Source organism: Vibrio sp. 779(2023) (assembly GCF_033344285.1).
GTDB classification, from domain to species: domain Bacteria; phylum Pseudomonadota; class Gammaproteobacteria; order Enterobacterales; family Vibrionaceae; genus Vibrio; species Vibrio alginolyticus.
Genome location: NZ_JAWPOM010000002.1, coordinates 424,503 through 443,015 on the forward strand (window position 1 = coordinate 424,503; position 18,513 = coordinate 443,015).

The following is an 18,513-nucleotide window of genomic DNA, read 5'->3' on the forward strand; positions in this document are numbered from 1 at the left end:
TAGTGCAAGCAAAGATCATTTTGGTGCAAGCAAGTGCACCAAACTAGCATTCAAAAACACAATTGCTTGAAATTAATGGAATATTTTTTTTGGCACGGTTTTGGCTTTAGTTAAAACAGCATCGATTAATGAAAAGTCAAATTGATTAATCAATGCCAGGTTTCATGAATAATTCATAAATCGAGCTTTTACCGCTTATTAACACTGGAGGTTATCCAAGATGTCAGTAGAAAACGTTCTATCGCTGATCCAAGAAAACGAAGTTAAGTTTGTTGACCTACGCTTCACTGATACAAAAGGTAAAGAGCAGCACATTTCGATCCCTGCTCACCAAATCGACGCAGACTTCTTCGAAGAAGGTAAAATGTTCGATGGTTCATCAGTTGCTGGCTGGAAAGGTATCAACGAATCAGACATGGTAATGATGCCTGACGCATCTTCTGCTGTGCTTGACCCATTCACGGAAGACGCAACACTAAATATCCGTTGTGACATCTTAGAGCCTGCAACAATGCAAGGCTACGACCGTGACCCACGCTCTATCGCAAAACGCGCTGAAGACTTCATGCGTTCTACTGGTGTTGCAGATACTGTACTTATCGGTCCTGAGCCAGAATTCTTCCTATTTGATGACGTGAAGTTCTCGACAGACATGTCAGGCTCTTTCTTCAAAATCGACGACGTAGAAGCGGCATGGAACACAGGTTCTGACTACGAAGAAGGTAACAAAGGTCACCGTCCAGGCGTTAAAGGTGGTTACTTCCCAGTAGCTCCAGTAGATTCATCTCAAGACATCCGTTCTGCTATGTGTCTAGTAATGGAAGAAATGGGTCTTGTTGTTGAAGCGCACCACCACGAAGTGGCAACGGCGGGTCAAAACGAAATCGCAACTCGTTTCAACACGCTAACAACCAAAGCTGACGAAATCCAAATCTACAAGTACGTTGTACACAACGTTGCTCACGCGTTTGGTAAAACAGCGACGTTTATGCCTAAACCACTTGTTGGCGACAACGGCAGCGGTATGCACGTTCACCAGTCTCTAGCAAAAGATGGCGTAAACCTATTTGCTGGTGACAAGTACGGCGGTCTATCTGAAATGGCGCTTTACTACATCGGTGGTATCATCAAACACGCTCGTGCAATCAACGCATTCGCTAACCCATCAACAAACTCGTACAAACGTCTTGTACCAGGCTTCGAAGCACCAGTAATGCTAGCTTACTCAGCGCGTAACCGCTCTGCTTCAATCCGTATCCCAGTGGTACCAAGCCCGAAAGCACGTCGTATCGAAGTTCGTTTCGGTGACCCAGCGGCGAACCCATACCTATGTTTCGCAGCAATGCTTATGGCTGGTCTTGACGGTATCAAGAATAAGATCCACCCAGGCGAAGCGATGGATAAAGACCTTTACGATCTTCCAGCTGAAGAAGCAGCAGAAATCCCAACTGTTGCATACTCACTAAAAGACGCGCTAGCAGAGCTAGATGCTGATCGTGAGTTCTTAACAGCGGGCGGCGTATTCTCTGACGACTTCATCGATTCATACATCGACCTTAAGTCTCAGGACGTAGAACGTGTGAACATGACAACTCACCCTGTTGAGTTCGAACTTTACTACTCTGTGTAAGGTCGACACTGTGTAAAATGTAAACACAGCAATAAAATATTAGGCTCGCCTCGCAGGCGGGCCTTTTTTGTATTCGCCAGTCAAGCTTCGACGTTTAACATGAGGGGATAATAAAAATACGCTTAGAATTTTTTCCTTACAGGTCAAAGAGCTAAGCCATTGAAACGTGAAATCATCGAACAAGAGAAGGTGAGCAATGAAAGTTCAGCTTATTCCATCACTGTGTGCACTCAGCGGATTGTTAATCGCCTCTATCGCCTTCGCGCAGGTCGCGTATACGTGGGTAGATGAAAATGGCGTGGTTCACTTTAGTGATACGCCAAACAAAGGAGCAAAAGCGATCGCACTGCCAAACCTTGAAGCCAGCGCACCAGCTCCTGAGGTAGAAAGTACTGAATCGCTCGCACCTCAGACTACGCCATCTACTGCATCACAAAACAAGCCAGAGAAAACAACCGAGAAGCCTCTCCCATTACAACTCTCGATGCTGACTCCCAAGCACAACGAGACCATCCGCAGTAATCGAGGCATCATCAATATTCAATTAGAAACCAATCGCAAGCTTGGTATCGGTGAGCAATTGCAATTGTTACTCGATGGAAAACCTTATGGTGCACCACAAAACCATATAGTGTGGCAGTTAAACAATATTGACCGAGGCACTCACACACTTGCTGTGCACGCGAAAAGAAGCGGCAAGCTTATTGCATCTACTAGCCCTATAACGGTGCATTTACATAAAGCAAGTGTTAAGCCGACCGTAAAAGGGGCAAAATAGAATATCTGGTGAAAAAAAATCACATCACAGCGATGCTTTTCACTTTTTCTTCTAAGATTTATTCGCCATACTTAACGTTCAATTGCACCATTATTGTGCATCGCACAATCTTAAAGCAAAACAAGGACGTAATGTGGATACCAGTCTTCCTAGTGCCATTCTCAACAATATGGTGACAGCAACGCTGATTCTTGATGATGGATTGGCCATCCGTTATGCCAATCCGGCTGCCGAATTGCTGTTTTCTCAAAGCGCCAAACGAATTATTGAACAATCACTTTCTCAATTGATTCAGCATGCGTCGCTGGATCTCGCGCTGCTCACTCAACCGTTGCAAAGTGGCCAAAGCATCACCGACAGTGACGTCACTTTCGTTGTTGATGGCCGCCCTTTAATGCTAGAGGTGACGGTTAGCCCTATCACTTGGCAAAAGCAGTTAATGCTTCTGGTCGAGATGCGCAAAATTGATCAGCAGCGCCGACTCTCTCAAGAACTGAACCAACACGCCCAACAACAAGCGGCGAAGCTGTTAGTCCGAGGGCTTGCACATGAGATCAAAAATCCGCTTGGCGGCTTACGCGGTGCGGCGCAATTGTTAGAAAAAATGCTGCCAGAGCCCTCTCTCACCGAATATACACACATCATCATTGAGCAAGCAGACCGTTTAAGGGCGCTCGTGGATCGATTACTAGGACCGCAGAAGCCAGGTAAGAAGACACAAGAGAATCTGCACCAAATTCTTGAAAAGGTTCGCCAACTGGTTGAATTAGAGTCACAACGCTCAATCATCATTGAACGAGATTATGACCCAAGCTTGCCAGAGATTTTGATGGATACAGACCAAATCGAGCAGGCAATGCTTAATATCGTCAGCAACGCCGCACAAATTCTTAGCCATCAAGAGCACGGGAAAATAACCATTCGCACCAGAACGGTGCATCAAGCCAATATTCACGGCAAACGCTGTAAACTCGCTGCTCGTGTCGAAATCACAGACAACGGCCCAGGTATTCCACCGGAACTACAAGACACGCTGTTCTATCCCATGGTCAGTGGCCGCGAGGGAGGAACTGGATTAGGGCTATCTATTTCGCAAAATTTGATCGACCAGCACAATGGAAAAATAGACGTAGAAAGCTGGCCTGGTCACACAACATTTACTATTTATCTGCCGATCTGAGTGCGCTAATGGACTTCAAGTCGCGTCAGCTTTTCGGTTTGCTGCAAGGATTACTACATGAGTAAAGGATATGTTTGGGTCGTTGATGACGACAGTTCAATTCGCTGGGTAATGGAGAAAACACTCTCCTCTGCCAACATCAAATGTGAAACCTATGCCGATGGAGAAAGCGTGTTAATGGCGCTCGAACGCGAAGTGCCGGATGTTCTAGTATCAGACATTCGCATGCCAGGTATTGATGGGTTGGAGCTACTAAAGCAAGTACAGCGCGATTACCCAGACCTTCCCGTGATTATCATGACCGCGCATTCAGATTTAGATGCGGCAGTGAATGCGTACCAAAAAGGTGCTTTTGAATATTTACCAAAACCTTTTGATATTGATGAAACTTTAACTCTGGTTGAACGAGCCATTGCACACAGCCACGAAAACAAACGCGAGCAGCTCTCTCCAGAAGACATTCCAGCAGAAACGCCTGAAATTATCGGTGAAGCACCAGCGATGCAAGAGGTGTTTCGCGCCATTGGTCGTCTTTCTCGCTCCTCTATTTCAGTCTTGATTAACGGTGAATCGGGCACGGGTAAAGAACTCGTTGCTCATGCACTGCACCGTCACAGTCCACGTGCTAACAAACCTTTCATTGCGCTCAATATGGCGGCAATTCCCAAAGACTTGATTGAATCAGAACTGTTTGGCCACGAAAAAGGCGCGTTTACGGGGGCAAACAATGTTCGTCAAGGACGATTCGAACAAGCCAATGGCGGCACTCTATTTTTAGACGAAATCGGCGACATGCCATTGGACATTCAAACTCGTTTGCTACGCGTTCTAGCTGACGGGCAGTTTTATCGAGTGGGCGGTCACTCTCCGATCAGTGTCGATGTACGAATTGTCGCGGCAACACACCAGAACTTAGAAAAGCTGGTGCAAGAAGGTGACTTCCGTGAGGACCTCTTTCATCGCTTAAACGTGATTCGCGTGCAGATCCCGGCACTGCGTGAGCGTAAGCAAGACATTGAAAAGCTTACACAGCATTTTCTTATCCGTGCGGCTGATGAGCTTGGTGTGGAAACAAAAACTCTCCACCCATCGACCGTGGAGATTCTTAACCGCCTTGATTGGCCTGGCAACGTTCGTCAATTAGAGAATATTTGCCGTTGGTTAACCGTTATGGCCAGTGGTAGCGAAGTGTTACCAAATGACTTGCCAAGCGAACTACTCGAAGAGAAAAAATCCATTTCAGACTCTGCACATGGTAGTTGGCAAGAACAATTGGCGGATTGGGCACGGCATTCACTCGCAGCAGGAGATAAAGAACTACTTTCTTACGCTTTACCAGAATTTGAACGCATTTTATTAGAAGCAGCCTTAGAGCACACTAAAGGTCATAAGCAAGATGCCGCTAAAGTATTAGGCTGGGGGCGAAATACACTCACCAGAAAATTAAAAGAATTGTACTGACAATCACTTACGTGGTGCGTTAACAACGAGCGTCGTTTGTCACTCGATATTAATAAAAACATCAGTACAATTGTGGCGCACCACCATCTATGTGATTAGACGATGTCTACTGCTACGACTCAAATTACACTGCGTACTGCTGTTCTGATTCCATTTGTCATGATCTTCTTACTGGCGATCGGTGTCATTGTCTACGTCCAAAAACAAAGTTACGAAGAAGTGGTCACGGATATCAGTGACAAGCAACTTTCCGTGTTAACCGAAAGTGTCCACGACCACCTCAATAGCTATCTACGTAAGCCTTTTACTGCGGTTATGGCTCTCGCGCACAACGTCAGCTATCACAACCTTTATCGCCCTCACGATACCTCAGACATTCAAAACTACCTGCTAAGTGCATTCAAAAATCTTTACCAATCGATACCGCAGTTGGATGTAATCGCATTTGGTTCAGAAAACGGTGACTTTGCAGGCTTTCGCCGCGAACTTTCCGACGATTACACCTTAATGGTGCAAGATCGCCACACCGATGGTGATCTGGTTATTTATGGAACCAACCATGTGAGTAACAACATTCGAACGGTTATCTCCCAATACGATCCTCGCACTCGCCCATGGTATAAGCCCGTTGCAGAGAGCCAAAACGCCACTTGGTCTGAAATTTATACCAATGCTGATGAACGCCAGGATATTACGCTATCAGCCATGACGCCGGTGTACAAACACGACCAATTTGCTGGTGTTTTGGTGACAGACATTCGTATCAATACATTCAACGAATTCCTGCGCGAGTTAAAATACAACACTAAAGCGTCGGTCTACATCATGGACCCAGATCATCGTTTAATCGCTCACTCAGGCCCGGGAAGCGTCATCTCATGGGGCACAAAATTTTCGGATAAAGGGCAGCGTTTGCTTGCCGCTGAAAACGCAGACCCGATCATCAAAATCAGTGCGAGCCGAGTCCGGTCTTTCGATCTCAACAACACCAAGCAACCTTATACTTTTTCATTTGAACATGATGGCCAACGTATTTTCAGTCGGCTAACCCCGTATCGAGACCAAGACGGCTTAACATGGTTTATCGGCACCTCCATTTCGGAGTCTGAGCTTCTCGGCCTGTTACCAAAAAGCCAGCAAGAGAGCTGGCTCGTTGGCATTATTGTAAGCCTATTTGGTATCGCCATCAGTTGGATCATTTTCAACCGAGTTACCAGACCAATTAACGCGACGGCCGCCGCCGCTCAGCACCTGGCAAATGGGGATTGGGATAGCGGCATGCCAAAGCCTGGTTATGTGTATGAGACAACCGTACTGGTCCATGCTTTTAATGAAATGGCGAACAATCTAAGAGCGTCATTCAAAACATTGCGTGAACAGTTGGTTTATGACTCTCTGACACGCTTATATAGCCGTCAGGGTTTGGTCGAAATCTGTGAAAATCAGTCTGATCTTTGTCACGGCAGTTTATTTTTACTTGGTATCAACAAATTTAGAGATATCAACGACAGTGTGGGTCATCACAACGGCGACCAGCTGTTGGTCAGCATCGCTAAAAGGTTAAAACAGCAGTTTCGTGACAACGCATTATTGGCTCGGATTGGTGGTGACGAATTCGCGGTGTTTCTCTCAAATGTCGACACGGAAACCAAAATTAAACAAACCGAGCGTCGATTACAGCAACTCTTTTCCACCCCATTTATGGTGGAAGGCGAGAATGTAGTGATGAAGATTTCACTTGGTATTGTACAAACCCAGCCAAACGAAACCATGCCTTTATGGTTACGCAACGCCAGCATCGCATTAAGTTACGCCAAACAAGACTCACTGACTGGTGTTTGTCACTACAGCCCAGAACTAGCGAGCGCTTCAAAGTTTCGTACACAAATGCTGACCAAGATCCAAACTGGCATTGAAAACCGAGAGTTTATTCCTCATTACCAACCGATTGTGGATCTCGACAGTGGCACAGTGTGTGGCGCCGAAGCACTTGCGCGTTGGCATAGCGACTCAGGTATGGTGTCACCATTAGATTTTATCCCAATCGCGGAAGAAAGCGGCATGATCAAAGCCATCGGCCAACAGATTCTGTTACAAGCTTGTCGCGACACTTACCAAGCGATCGAAAGCAAACAGTGGCCGTCGGACTTCCAACTGCATGTGAATATCTCCGTTAATCAACTATCTTGCCCAAGTTTTGTTGATACGGTGACAAGCGTATTGGATATCACGAAATTACCAGCAAGTAACCTCACACTAGAGATCACAGAATCACGTATCATTGATAGCGCACCGACCACACTAGAAAACATGACTAAACTGCGTGAAATGGGTATTGGTATCGCGATAGATGACTTTGGCACCGGTTACTCATCACTGGGTTACCTCCACTCTCTGCCGTTTACCTGCTTGAAGATTGATCGCACCTTCATCAATCAACTCACACAAGAAAACTTAAACAGTTCAGTCGTCGCTGCCGTCATCAATATCACAGCAGGTCTCAAAACTAATGTCGTCGCGGAAGGTGTCGAGGATAGCAATCAAGCACAATTACTGCGCTCTTTAGGCTGTAATCAGGTGCAAGGCTTCTACTACAGCCGCCCTATGCCACTAGAAGAATGGCCAACACATTTGGTGAACATGAAGTAGAAAAGAGCGAGAATCGTTGATTTCCTAGTCATCCTCTACTGACAATCTACCCAACTGTTATTTATACTTAACTGCAAATCTTACCCATGTATTGTCACAGATGATGTTTGGGCCCTGTTCCAGTTCATAACTATCCGGATCGACAAAATGATAACGAAGAACCTTCCTCTTACTGATTTGCACCGTCACCTCGACGGTAACATTCGTACTAAAACGATTCTTGAGCTAGGCCAAAAGTTTGGCATTGCCCTACCAGCGTACGATATTGAGTCTCTCACTCCTCACGTTCAAATTGTCGAAGCGGAACCCTCTCTTGTTGCTTTCCTTTCTAAGCTCGACTGGGGTGTTGCTGTACTGGGCGATCTAGATGCATGTCGTCGTGTCGCGTACGAAAACGTAGAAGACGCGCTAAACGCACAAATCGATTACGCAGAGCTGCGTTTCTCTCCTTACTACATGGCGATGAAACACAAACTACCAGTAGCGGGGGTTGTTGAAGCCGTCGTGGACGGTGTGCAAGCGGGTATGCGCGATTTTGGCGTGAAAGCCAACCTGATCGGTATCATGAGTCGCACATTTGGCACTGACGCATGTCAACAAGAACTGGACGGCATTCTGAGCCAGAAAGATCACATCGTTGCCGTCGACCTTGCGGGGGACGAGCTAGGCCAACCGGGTGATCGCTTTGTGTCTCACTTCAAGCAAGTACGCGATGCTGGCCTTGGGGTAACGGTCCATGCTGGTGAAGCAGCAGGTGCAGAGAGCATGTGGCAAGCAATCAATGAGCTGGGCGCAACTCGTATCGGTCACGGCGTAAAAGCGATTCACGATCCAAAACTGATGGATTACCTAGCAGAAAACCGCATTGGTATTGAATCTTGCCTGACGTCAAACTACCAAACAAGTACGGTAGAAACGCTAGAAAACCACCCTCTCAAGCAGTTCCTAGAGCATGGCGTTCTTGCGTGTCTGAACACTGACGATCCAGCGGTTGAAGGCATCGAACTGCCATACGAATACGAAGTAGCAGCACCAGCCGCTGGCCTGAGCCAAGACCAGATTCGCCAAGCGCAAATCAATGGCCTTGAGATTGCGTTCCTTTCAGAAGCAGAAAAATCGGAACTGAGAGAAAAAGTAAAAGATCGCGCTTAAATCCAGCGAAAACATAAAAAAATGCCAGCATCTGCTGGCATTTTTTATATCTTGAATCTGTATCTCTGATTAAATAACACGAGAGAACTGTTGCTGACGTGCCTTTGCTCGTAGGTATTTATCGAAGCTCATACAAATATTACGGATCAACAAACGACCTCGCAGCGTCACACGAATTTCATTATCATCCACTTCCACCAGCTCATCGTTAATAAAGGTCTGAAGTAGCTGCAAATCTTCTTTAAAGTACTGTTCAAACCTCACTTTAAACTCAGACTCAATGGCTTTCTTGTCTAACTTGAAGTTACAAATCAGCTGCTTAATCACTTCACGACGGAGCAAATCATCGGAGTCCAGAGAGACCCCTTTCCATAGAGCGTGACGAAGTTCGTTGACTTGAGCGTAGTATTTCTTCAGCTCTTTCTGGTTTTGCGCGTACGCATCGCCGATCATCGAGATTGCAGAAACACCAAAGCCAACCAAGTCACATTCACCTTGTGTGGTGTAGCCTTGGAAATTGCGATGCAAAATACCTTCGCGCTGGGCAACAGCAAGTTCATCGTCCGGCAAAGCAAAGTGGTCCATACCGATAAATTGGTAGCCAGCATCAGTCAGTGTCGCGATGGTGTCTTGCAGAATCGCCATCTTCTCTTCTGCCTTTGGCAGATCTTCGTCTTTAATCTTACGCTGCGCTGCAAATAGCTGTGGCATGTGCGCGTAGTTAAACACGGATAGACGGCCCGGCTGCATTTCTAGCACTTGTTCTAGAGTCTTGGCAAAAGATTCTTTGGTCTGCTTCGGTAAACCGTAAATCAAATCTAGGTTCGTCGAACGAAAGCCTAACTCTTTTGCGCGCGCAACCATCGCAACGATGAACTCTTCATCTTGCTCACGATTCACCAGCTTTTGCACTTCTTTGTTGAAGTCCTGAACACCGATGCTCAAGCGATTGAAGCCTTCACTACGCAGATGATCCAGCATGGTCAGCTCTATTTCACGCGGGTCAACCTCGATACTGATTTCAGCATCGCTGCTAAAAGTAAACTCTTGGCGTAGCAGGCTCATTACACGCGTGATTTGCTTTTCAGAGAGAAACGTCGGTGTACCACCACCAAAATGCAATTGCGTCACGGTGCGACCCACAAGTAATGCAGCACGTTGACGAATTTCGTGTTCAAGCACGTCGAGGTATTCATCCGCTTTGTGCGAGTGGCGCGTAATGACTTTATTACATCCACAGTAGTAACAAAGCTTGTGACAGAACGGAATGTGTACGTACAGCGATAATGGGCGTTCTGGGTATTGAGTGCATGCCATATCATAATCAGAAATGGTGAACGCTTCATGAAACTCCAGCGCCGTTGGGTACGACGTATAACGAGGCCCGGAATAGTTGTACTTATCCAATACCGCTTGATCCCAGACGATTTGCTGTTTCGATTCAGTGTGTTGATTCGACATGGTGGTACTTTCCGTTAAATGCTAGGGCAACGAAAGCCGTCACCCGATATTCAGAGCCGCTATTTTGCCATACGACGATGACAAGCGTGGCAACGCCGACTGGCTTTTTAAGTATAAAACTAAAGAAGTGCTAGCGTGATCACGATACCCCCATTAGCCATAAGGAGACTATTGGAGGTCGCGCTTAAATCATCTGAATATTGATTTGATTATTCAGTGGCTGGACGTTTTTCTGCAACACTTTGAGCTCCTCAATAATCGCATCAGTGAGGCGGCTTTCCGCTTTATGACGCGTCAAGTTCTGTTGCATACGCTCTTTCTTGGCAAGTTTTTGGCGTTCTTCGCCACGCGCCATATCTTTCACTATGTGGTAAAGCTCAGAAATCGCAGGGTACGTTTTATCGAAATCAACGCGGTCTTCACCTTGTACATAATCCATGATGTTATACACACGGATACTGATTTCAGATAAATCGCACTGCCCTTGAATGCCCGCCTGACACAAGGTATGCACATTCTCAAAAATGTTGGCGTTACGTTTGTCTATCGCCAATTTTTGATGCTTCAGCTGCAATTCCTTTTGCTTTTTCAATTGAAGCAGAAGGTAACCTGCATAAGAAGCGAGTGCGATGATAATCACAACACCAGCAATAGCTAATAAGGTTACATTCATAGCTTAATTATCCTTTATAGTCGTCGAAATTAATGTCGTCGAAATCTGCTAGCAAGTCATCATCGTTGCGCGTGCTTTTCTCAGCAGGTGCAGTGAAGTCTTCCTCTTCTTCAGGTTCCAACAAACCTAGTTGGTCCATTAGCTTCTCAATGCGATCGAGTTTCTCATCGACGAATTTCTGTAGACCTGTGCCCAGGTTTTCACCCGCTTCAATACGGTCTAGCAACACGTTCAATTGCGCGTCATTTTCTAGCATCTCTAGTTCTTGCTCTGCCGACAAACGACGCTCTTGCTTCGTCATTTTCTTCGCAGGTTCAACAATCAGAGGTATTTTCTTTTTGCTGCCTAAGCGCGGGTCGCGATTTTGTGCAGCAGCTTGCTTTTTCTGCTCGTTAACTTCTGAGTTACGGTTACCCGTTTTCAGACCTTTACGCTTTTTAGCACGCTTGCGTAAGCGGCCTTCCACATCAGATTCTGTACGGTTACGAGTTACAACAAACTCAGGTGCACCAGCGGCACCCGGTTTTCTAGATTTTTTACTACGGCTCATTACTGGGGTTTCCTCAGTAAAATTACATCATTACCAATAAATTCGAGTTCGAGCTTATCCCGCTCTGCTAGGAACTGGAACGTGTCACGACTAAAGAACACTACGTGAGTGAGATCGTTCTTATAATGCCATGATTTGAAAGCCTCCACGTCGATGACCATTTTCGTCATCAGGCCTATCCAGCCCCCTGGCTTAACTAAATTCAACCATTGCTTCCACACCAAATCTGGGTGGTAGAGGTGCTCTATCACCTCTGTTGCTGTCATGAAGTCGTACGTTTTTTCTAAAACCGACGTATCAGGGTGGTAGTAGAGATCGTACAACGCCATGTTGTGCCCCGCCTCTTCCAGCATCAAGGAGAGCGTTGGGCCAGGACCACAACCAAAGTCGATACCATTTGATTGTGGAGAAATTCGCTCTGTGATCGGGTCAGCAATACGCGACAAAAAGCGTCGGTAACCCAAATCATCGGGGTTGTTCTCATGCAAATCATAGTGAGCTTTTTCGCTTTCCGCATCCAAACGTTGGTCTGGATTTACGAATACCAAGCTGCACTGCTCACATTGAAGATATTCACGACGCTTATCTTCAAAATAATGGTGAGTGCGCTGATTTTGGCATAAAGGACAGGTATGCATGCTGACTTCCTCAAACAGGGATGCGAAACATACCAGAAAGTGAACTCGGATTGGAGTGTTGTTGAGTATTTTTTCAGCAATTTTTATTAAAAAACTTTGTTTACAACCTATAAAGCTAAATAAGTGCAGTAATCTCAATTCAAGTTACGACTGAGCAAGTCAACGGATATAAAAAAAGCGACAGTCAGACTGTCGCTTTCTAAGTGCCATCAATTGGCGAAACTGTGTTGCACACATTTGGTGCACCAATGATCCCTTTGTTTTTAGAGCTTTCCCTGCCAAAAAGAGTTGTTTTTCATCTTCCTGATGAGTTTTGGCTATCCGTTTACTTCCTGTCTACTGAGCAACTTCCTGTGCCTAATCCGTTTCACTGTCTTAACCGTCAGACGAGATGACCATCCTTATCTGATAGGCTCCCTACCTATCTAAATCCCTTTCTAAATCACCAAGCATCCGAGCTACATCCTTGGAGACCTAAACCGTGGTCTTAAATCCTTACATTCACTCCCTGTGAACGACTTCTACTTTACGCCATCCCGTTATGCTCACAAGTAATGGGTTGAAAAAATAATCCGCCTATTTTTCTAAAAAATCAAAATTATCATTTAATCAAAAGCTTAAAAACACTAACAAGAAAAAGCCAACATCAAGTATGGCAAATGTCTCACAAACTGCCGAGCCAACTATCGCTTTCGCATCCAAACTCGACTGTGATATCTGTCACGAACAAAAATGCCCTAGTGGATTCACTAGGGCATTTTTGTACAAGTTGCTCGAACGATGTAGGGACATCTACCCAACCAGCTCAAGATGCAGGATCTTGAGCGATTTAGGTATATTAGTGCAGACCGCCAACGTATTTAGACAGCACTTCGATATCTTCGTCTGTCATTTTCTTCGCGATGTCGCGCATCATGGCATTCATATCATTGCCACGGTCGCCATCACGGAATTTTTCTAGCTGAGCTTTGATGTAGTCAGCATGCTGACCAGAAATTTTCGGGAAACCTGAAAGCTCAGTACCATTGCCACGAGGACCATGACATGCAATACATGCGGTTAGGCCACGCTCGGCATCACCAGCGGTATAAAGCGTTTTGCCTTTTGCTACTACATCTTCAGGTGTTGAGTTTTCTGAAACTGGTAGCGAAGCGTAGTAAGCAGATAGGTCTGCGATATCTTCATCGCTCAGTGGCATTGCCATACCACTCATTACAGGATCGTAACGACCTTGTTTACCACCACTTGTCATGCCTAGCTTAAGTTCTTTTAACTGCTTCTCAAGATACTTAGCGTGTTGGCCTGCGAGTTTCGGGTACGTTGTTATTGCACTGTTGCCATCTGCTCCGTGACAGGCGACACAGGTTTGTGATTTTGCTTTACCAGCCTCAATATTACCTTGGGCCCATACTGAGCAACTGGCTAAAAGACTCAAAATTAGCGCTAATTTATTCATGACATTCCATTATAATTATCAAGCTTCCAGTACCACGGAATGTGAACATACCGCGTACACTCATGGTACAATAGGCGACCTTATGCCGAGCACGGTTATTTTACACATTTTCACAAAAAAGTAATCAATCGACTACACAAAGTCGAGATGGAGTTAACAGTGAGCGTAAAAATTCATTACCAAAATACGCATTTCATCACCAGCGCACCCGATATTCGTCACCTGCCGGAAGACGAAGGTGTCGAAATTGCGTTTGCAGGACGCTCAAACGCTGGTAAATCGAGTGCACTTAACCGTCTAACTAATCAAAAAAGCTTAGCCAAGACATCAAAGACACCTGGTCGTACGCAATTAATCAACCTTTTCAAAGTAGAAGAAGGTTGTCACATTGTCGATCTACCTGGATACGGTTTTGCTCAAGTACCGGTAGAGATGAAAAACAAATGGCAGAAATCTTTGGGTGAATACCTACAGAAACGCGAGTGCCTAAAAGGCTTAGTGGTTCTAATGGACATTCGTCATCCAATGAAAGATCTCGACCAACAAATGATTTTCTGGGCCATCGATAGCCACATTCCTGTGCAAGTTTTGCTAACCAAAGCAGATAAACTAAAAAGTGGTGCACGCAAACAAACTCTACTGAAAGTTCGTAAGCAAGTAGAAACTTTCGGTGGTGACGTTTCTGTTGATGTGTTCTCTTCACTGAAAGGATTAGGTGTCGATCAGCTACGTGCAAAACTGGATACCTGGTTTGCACCAGCACTAGCACACCTGATAGAAGAAGACGAACAAGAGATACCTGCGAGCGATGAAGAATAATTAACAATATTTGTTAAATTTCTTCGACACGGCCCTGCCATTTGGTGGGGCTTTTGTTTATCTGAACTAAATAACAGGCAATAAAAATCCCCGCCTTCCTGGCAGGGATAACGGGAGAGAAAAATTGGTAATTATTGTTATGTGACGAAGCATTGCTGAACTGAGATTCGATTTCAATAGGTTAAAAAGCGCTCTTGTTTCCTGTGTATCACCAAACATTCACTCCAAAAACACCCAATAGCGTTACAATTCAGACAGTTAAGCCAAGCAAATCTTCAAAAAGATGTAACTTAGTTTCTTTCAAGAAAAAATAATAGTGTGACTGACGTAAATTTACAGGATGAATAACGCAATAAATTTGAAGGAAAAATCGAGATTTTGCAGTGACTTAGAAAGGTCAAAAAAGAAGGTTTTTGAAGGCTAACTTTAAGCTGCTGATCCAAAAGAATAATTTTCTTTCGCCCAATAAAAAACGCCCCAGTCAAAAACTGACTGGGGCGGCTGAATCAGCCTAATCCAATAACGTGAAACAAAAGGTCTGAAAGATAGAACATCTTACCTCTGTACCCTACGAGTATTAATGTACAACAATTGGTCAGAATTGCAAAGAATTTTTGTAGTTTTTTTTCATGAAATTTTTATTAAGCAACATCAAAGTTAACTTTGCGCTAGCTTTTTTAATCTCAAAAAAAAGCCAGCGTTTGTGCGCTGGCTCATAATTAATTGGTTATTTTGGTCTAAAAGTGACTAATGAGCTTGATCCCAGTTATCACCGTGACCTGCTTCTGCAACCAACGGTACTTTTAGCTCTGCTGCAGATTCCATCAATTTCTGTACTTTACTTTCAATTTCGGACAATGATGACTCTTCAACTTCAAAGACCAATTCATCGTGTACTTGCATTAATAACTTCACACGACCATTGCCTTCTTCCTGAATCCACTGATCAACCAACAGCATCGCTTTCTTAATGATGTCCGCAGCCGTACCTTGCATTGGTGCGTTGATTGCCGCACGTTCAGCAGCTTTACGACGCATCCCGTTGCGCGATTTGATTTCTGGTAAATGCAAACGTCGACCAAAAATCGTTTCAACATACCCTTTATCTGCTGCCGTGCTGCGTGTGTCTTCCATGTACTGCATCACGCCTGGGTAACGTTCAAAGTATGTATCCATGTACGCTTGAGCCTCACCACGAGGAATGCCTAATTGCTTCGCCAAACCAAACGCACTCATGCCGTAAATAAGACCGAAATTAACCGCTTTCGCACGACGACGTTGCTCACTTGAAACGTCTTCAATAGAAACACCCATGATTTCTGCTGCGGTTGCCGCGTGGATATCTTTGCCATCACGGAATGCATCCAACAACGCTTGGTCGCCAGAAAGGTGCGCCATGATGCGTAGTTCGATTTGCGAGTAGTCGACCGCTAAGATTTTATGCCCAGATGGCGCGACAAACGCTTGACGAATACGACGGCCGGCTTCGTTACGAATTGGAATATTCTGTAAGTTCGGATCAGTAGAAGATAGACGACCCGTTGCGGTCACTGCTTGGTGGTAAGAAGTATGCACACGACCCGTTGATGGGTTGATCATCTTCGGCAGTTTGTCCGTGTAAGTTGATTTTAGCTTCGCCAGACCACGGTATTCCAAAATCAGTTTTGGTAGTGGGTAGTCTAGCGCGAGTTCTTGCAGAACTTCTTCATTCGTCGATGGTGTGCCTGATGGCGTTTTCTTCACAACCGGTAAACCCATTTTTTCAAATAGGATGGCTTGTAATTGCTTTGGCGAGTTCATGTTAAACTCTTGCTCTGCAATTTCGTACGCTTTCTTTTCAAGCTCATCAAGGCGAGCGGTAATCTCGACCGACTGCGCACTCAGCTTCATTTCATCGATAAAGACCCCAGTGCGTTCAATGCGCGAAAGAACTGGCACCAACGGCATTTCAATCTCTTCGTAAACTGTCTTCAGGCTTTCATCCTGCTCGATATTAGCAAACAAGCGATTGTGCAGACGAAGGGTCACATCCGCATCTTCTGCCGCGTATGGCGATGCTTGTTCCAGTTCGATTTGGTTAAACGTAAGCTGATTTTTGCCTTTACCTGCAATTTGCTCAAAAGAAATGCAGCTGTGCTGTAGGAAGCGAAGCGCCAAGCTGTCCATATCGTGTTTACCGCCGACACTGTTGTAGATATACGATTCCAACATCGTGTCGTGCTTGATACCTTTTAGCTCAATGTCGTAACGAGCGAGTACAGACGCATCATACTTTAAGTTTTGACCGACTTTTGCTTTCGTTGCATCTTCAAGAATTGGCTTCAGCTGTTCTAGTACCCAATCACGATCAAGCTGTTCAGGCGCATCTAAATAGTCATGTGCAACTGGCACATAAGCCGCAATACCTTCATCGACAGCGAATGACAAACCAACTAGATTCGCTAGCATGTAATCTAGGTTATCGGTCTCCGTATCAAATGCAAACAGCTCAGCCGTTTGAAGTTTATCTAGCCAAGCATTGAAGGTTTCTTTATCCAGAATTGTTTCATATTGGCTGCGATCGATTGTTACCGCAGAAGTTTCCATCTCGGCTTGAGAAGAAGAAGCTTGTGAAGATCCTGCAAGCTCTACGGCCTCCACAGATCCAGAACCGCCTTCAAGTAGTTCATTCAACCAAGATTTAAACGTCAGTTGGCCATACAGCTTCACTAATTCGTCTTTATTTGGTTCCGCTTTCAGCAATGATTCTGGCGTTTCCTCAAGCTCAACATCCAATTTGATGGTCGCGAGCTCATACGAAAGCATGGCATTTTCTTTGTTGTCGATGAGCTTTTTCGCCATGGTTTTAGAACCACGGAAACCAAGCCCTGCAATATCATCGAGGTTTTCATACAACTTCGTCAGACCACCAATACCTTGCAGTAGTGCGGTCGCTGTTTTATCACCGACACCCGGTACACCAGGAATGTTATCTACTTTATCGCCCATCAGTGCTAAGTAGTCGATGATCAACTCAGGTGGAATGCCAAACTTTTCAACCACACCTTCACGATCCATTACGACGTTCGTCATGGTGTTGATCAAGGTAATGTTATCATCCACTAGCTGCGCCATGTCTTTATCACCAGTACTGATCAATACAGGCATGCCCTTTTGTGATGCTTGGTATGCTAACGTACCGATGACGTCATCCGCCTCGACGCCAGGAACACAGATCAGCGGCAAACCCATTGCACGAATAACATTGTGTAATGGTTCAATTTGACAACGCAGGTCATCCGGCATTGGCGGACGATTCGCTTTGTATTCTGCATACATATCATCACGAAAGGTTTTTCCCTTTGCATCGAAAACCACCGCGATGCGCTCAGACGCAAACTGACGCATCATGCTGCGTAACATGTTCACGACGCCGTAAACGGCATTAGTTGGAATTTCACCATTGCTCATGGTGCCCGGGTAGGCGTGAAAAGCGCGATATAGGTAAGAAGAGCCGTCGATAAGGATCAACGGATTTTCAGGAATACTTGCCATAATTGTCTGTATCCAATTCAGTACTTGAGAGATCTGCCTAGGATGCCATGACTGCTGATCTGAATCTATCTTGTTCGCTCGATCTAGGTCGCGTAAATTTTTCCGACTTTATTCACGAAAACACCACCTCCTGTGGATAACTCTGTTTATAGAAATTATCCACTGGTTATCCAATAACAAAAAACACAAGAAAACACCAACCCAAACCATTGATTAATAACAACAAATTCGCATAACGGCGAGAAGATCAACGATCCTAAAATGATCATCGCATGTGGAAAAGATATTAATAGTGACGTCAAATAGAAATCGTAGAAAAGAAAAAAGCGACCCGAATGGGGTCGCCTAGCAGAAGTGGTAAAGCAAATTCTGTAAATAGAGCAGCTTAACCAAGAAGCTATAAATTACACTGGAAGCAATGTGAGCAATGTCGTGTCAAAAAGAATTCGTGCAAGTTCTCGGAAAAATGTTTCATCACTTCTCAACTTTCAGTTAATTAACTTCTGTTAATAAGTCACTCAACGTCCTTGTG

At 45.1% G+C, this 18,513-nt stretch carries 13 protein-coding genes; 7 read left to right on the top strand and 6 right to left on the bottom strand.

What is annotated here, in order from left to right:
• Window positions 1-220: 220 nt before the first annotated feature.
• The 6 genes from glnA to add all read left to right on the top strand — a co-directional run bounded on the left by glnA (window position 221) and on the right by add (window position 8,850).
• The gene (gene glnA, locus R8O70_RS04615; protein ID WP_005379275.1) at window positions 221-1,630 is read left to right on the top strand and encodes a glutamate--ammonia ligase; all 1,410 of its coding nucleotides are present in this window, start codon (window positions 221-223) and stop codon (window positions 1,628-1,630) included.
• Between the two features lie 196 nt (window positions 1,631-1,826).
• Window positions 1,827-2,408 carry a DUF4124 domain-containing protein gene (locus R8O70_RS04620; RefSeq protein WP_170890695.1) on the top strand — a complete coding sequence of 194 codons (582 nt, stop codon included), beginning with the start codon at window positions 1,827-1,829 and terminating at the stop codon, window positions 2,406-2,408.
• Window positions 2,409-2,541: 133 nt separating this feature from the next.
• Window positions 2,542-3,588 carry a nitrogen regulation protein NR(II) gene (gene glnL, locus R8O70_RS04625; protein WP_017821940.1) on the top strand — a complete coding sequence of 349 codons (1,047 nt, stop codon included), beginning with the start codon at window positions 2,542-2,544 and terminating at the stop codon, window positions 3,586-3,588.
• Window positions 3,589-3,645: 57 nt separating this feature from the next.
• Window positions 3,646-5,049: a nitrogen regulation protein NR(I) gene (gene glnG / locus R8O70_RS04630; RefSeq protein ID WP_017821941.1), complete on the top strand. Its 1,404-nt coding sequence runs from the start codon at window positions 3,646-3,648 to the stop codon at window positions 5,047-5,049.
• 102 nt (window positions 5,050-5,151) lie between these two features.
• Complete coding sequence (locus tag R8O70_RS04635) at window positions 5,152-7,698, top strand: EAL domain-containing protein (protein WP_258645028.1); 2,547 nt, start codon at window positions 5,152-5,154, stop codon at window positions 7,696-7,698.
• A 147-nt stretch (window positions 7,699-7,845) separates the two neighbouring features.
• Window positions 7,846-8,850, top strand: coding sequence for an adenosine deaminase (add, locus tag R8O70_RS04640; RefSeq protein ID WP_005382965.1), 1,005 nt, complete (start codon window positions 7,846-7,848; stop codon window positions 8,848-8,850).
• Between the two features lie 69 nt (window positions 8,851-8,919).
• Here the strand turns inward: add and hemN are convergent, their stop codons facing one another.
• The 5 genes from hemN to R8O70_RS04665 form a co-directional block, all read right to left on the bottom strand.
• Window positions 8,920-10,311 (bottom strand): oxygen-independent coproporphyrinogen III oxidase, encoded by a 1,392-nt coding sequence (gene hemN / locus R8O70_RS04645; RefSeq protein ID WP_017821952.1) that lies wholly within the window; start codon window positions 10,309-10,311, stop codon window positions 8,920-8,922.
• Between the two features lie 184 nt (window positions 10,312-10,495).
• Window positions 10,496-10,984, bottom strand: a complete 489-nt coding sequence (locus tag R8O70_RS04650) for a DUF2489 domain-containing protein (protein WP_054579549.1) — start codon at window positions 10,982-10,984, stop codon at window positions 10,496-10,498.
• 7 nt (window positions 10,985-10,991) lie between these two features.
• Window positions 10,992-11,534: a Der GTPase-activating protein YihI gene (gene yihI, locus R8O70_RS04655; protein WP_005379252.1), complete on the bottom strand. Its 543-nt coding sequence runs from the start codon at window positions 11,532-11,534 to the stop codon at window positions 10,992-10,994.
• Entirely contained in the window at window positions 11,534-12,172 is a 639-nt protein-coding gene (locus tag R8O70_RS04660) for a class I SAM-dependent methyltransferase (protein WP_005379250.1), read from the bottom strand. Before R8O70_RS04660 ends, yihI begins: the two co-directional genes overlap by 1 nt.
• Before the next feature lie 838 nt (window positions 12,173-13,010).
• Window positions 13,011-13,628 (bottom strand): c-type cytochrome, encoded by a 618-nt coding sequence (locus tag R8O70_RS04665; protein ID WP_017821950.1) that lies wholly within the window; start codon window positions 13,626-13,628, stop codon window positions 13,011-13,013.
• Window positions 13,629-13,787: 159 nt separating this feature from the next.
• On the opposite strand from R8O70_RS04665, the gene yihA reads away from it, so the two are divergent.
• Window positions 13,788-14,447, top strand: coding sequence for a ribosome biogenesis GTP-binding protein YihA/YsxC (yihA, locus tag R8O70_RS04670; protein WP_017635019.1), 660 nt, complete (start codon window positions 13,788-13,790; stop codon window positions 14,445-14,447).
• 747 nt (window positions 14,448-15,194) lie between these two features.
• On the opposite strand, the gene polA is transcribed toward yihA, so the two are convergent.
• Window positions 15,195-17,981: a DNA polymerase I gene (polA, locus tag R8O70_RS04675; protein ID WP_053307273.1), complete on the bottom strand. Its 2,787-nt coding sequence runs from the start codon at window positions 17,979-17,981 to the stop codon at window positions 15,195-15,197.
• Window positions 17,982-18,513 lie beyond the last annotated feature (532 nt).

Excerpts from the sequence above, each read along its gene's own strand:
- glnA (WP_005379275.1), top strand. The coding sequence starts at position 221 with ATGTCAGTAGAAAACGTTCTATCGCTGATCCAAGAAAACGAAGTTAAG.
- R8O70_RS04620 (WP_170890695.1), top strand. The coding sequence starts at position 1,827 with ATGAAAGTTCAGCTTATTCCATCACTGTGTGCACTCAGCGGATTGTTA.
- glnG (WP_017821941.1), top strand. The coding sequence starts at position 3,646 with ATGAGTAAAGGATATGTTTGGGTCGTTGATGACGACAGTTCAATTCGC.
- R8O70_RS04635 (WP_258645028.1), top strand. The coding sequence starts at position 5,152 with ATGTCTACTGCTACGACTCAAATTACACTGCGTACTGCTGTTCTGATT.
- add (WP_005382965.1), top strand. The coding sequence starts at position 7,846 with ATGATAACGAAGAACCTTCCTCTTACTGATTTGCACCGTCACCTCGAC.
- hemN (WP_017821952.1), bottom strand. The coding sequence starts at position 10,311 with ATGTCGAATCAACACACTGAATCGAAACAGCAAATCGTCTGGGATCAA.
- R8O70_RS04650 (WP_054579549.1), bottom strand. The coding sequence starts at position 10,984 with ATGAATGTAACCTTATTAGCTATTGCTGGTGTTGTGATTATCATCGCA.
- yihI (WP_005379252.1), bottom strand. The coding sequence starts at position 11,534 with ATGAGCCGTAGTAAAAAATCTAGAAAACCGGGTGCCGCTGGTGCACCT.
- R8O70_RS04660 (WP_005379250.1), bottom strand. The coding sequence starts at position 12,172 with ATGCATACCTGTCCTTTATGCCAAAATCAGCGCACTCACCATTATTTT.
- R8O70_RS04665 (WP_017821950.1), bottom strand. The coding sequence starts at position 13,628 with ATGAATAAATTAGCGCTAATTTTGAGTCTTTTAGCCAGTTGCTCAGTA.
- polA (WP_053307273.1), bottom strand. The coding sequence starts at position 17,981 with ATGGCAAGTATTCCTGAAAATCCGTTGATCCTTATCGACGGCTCTTCT.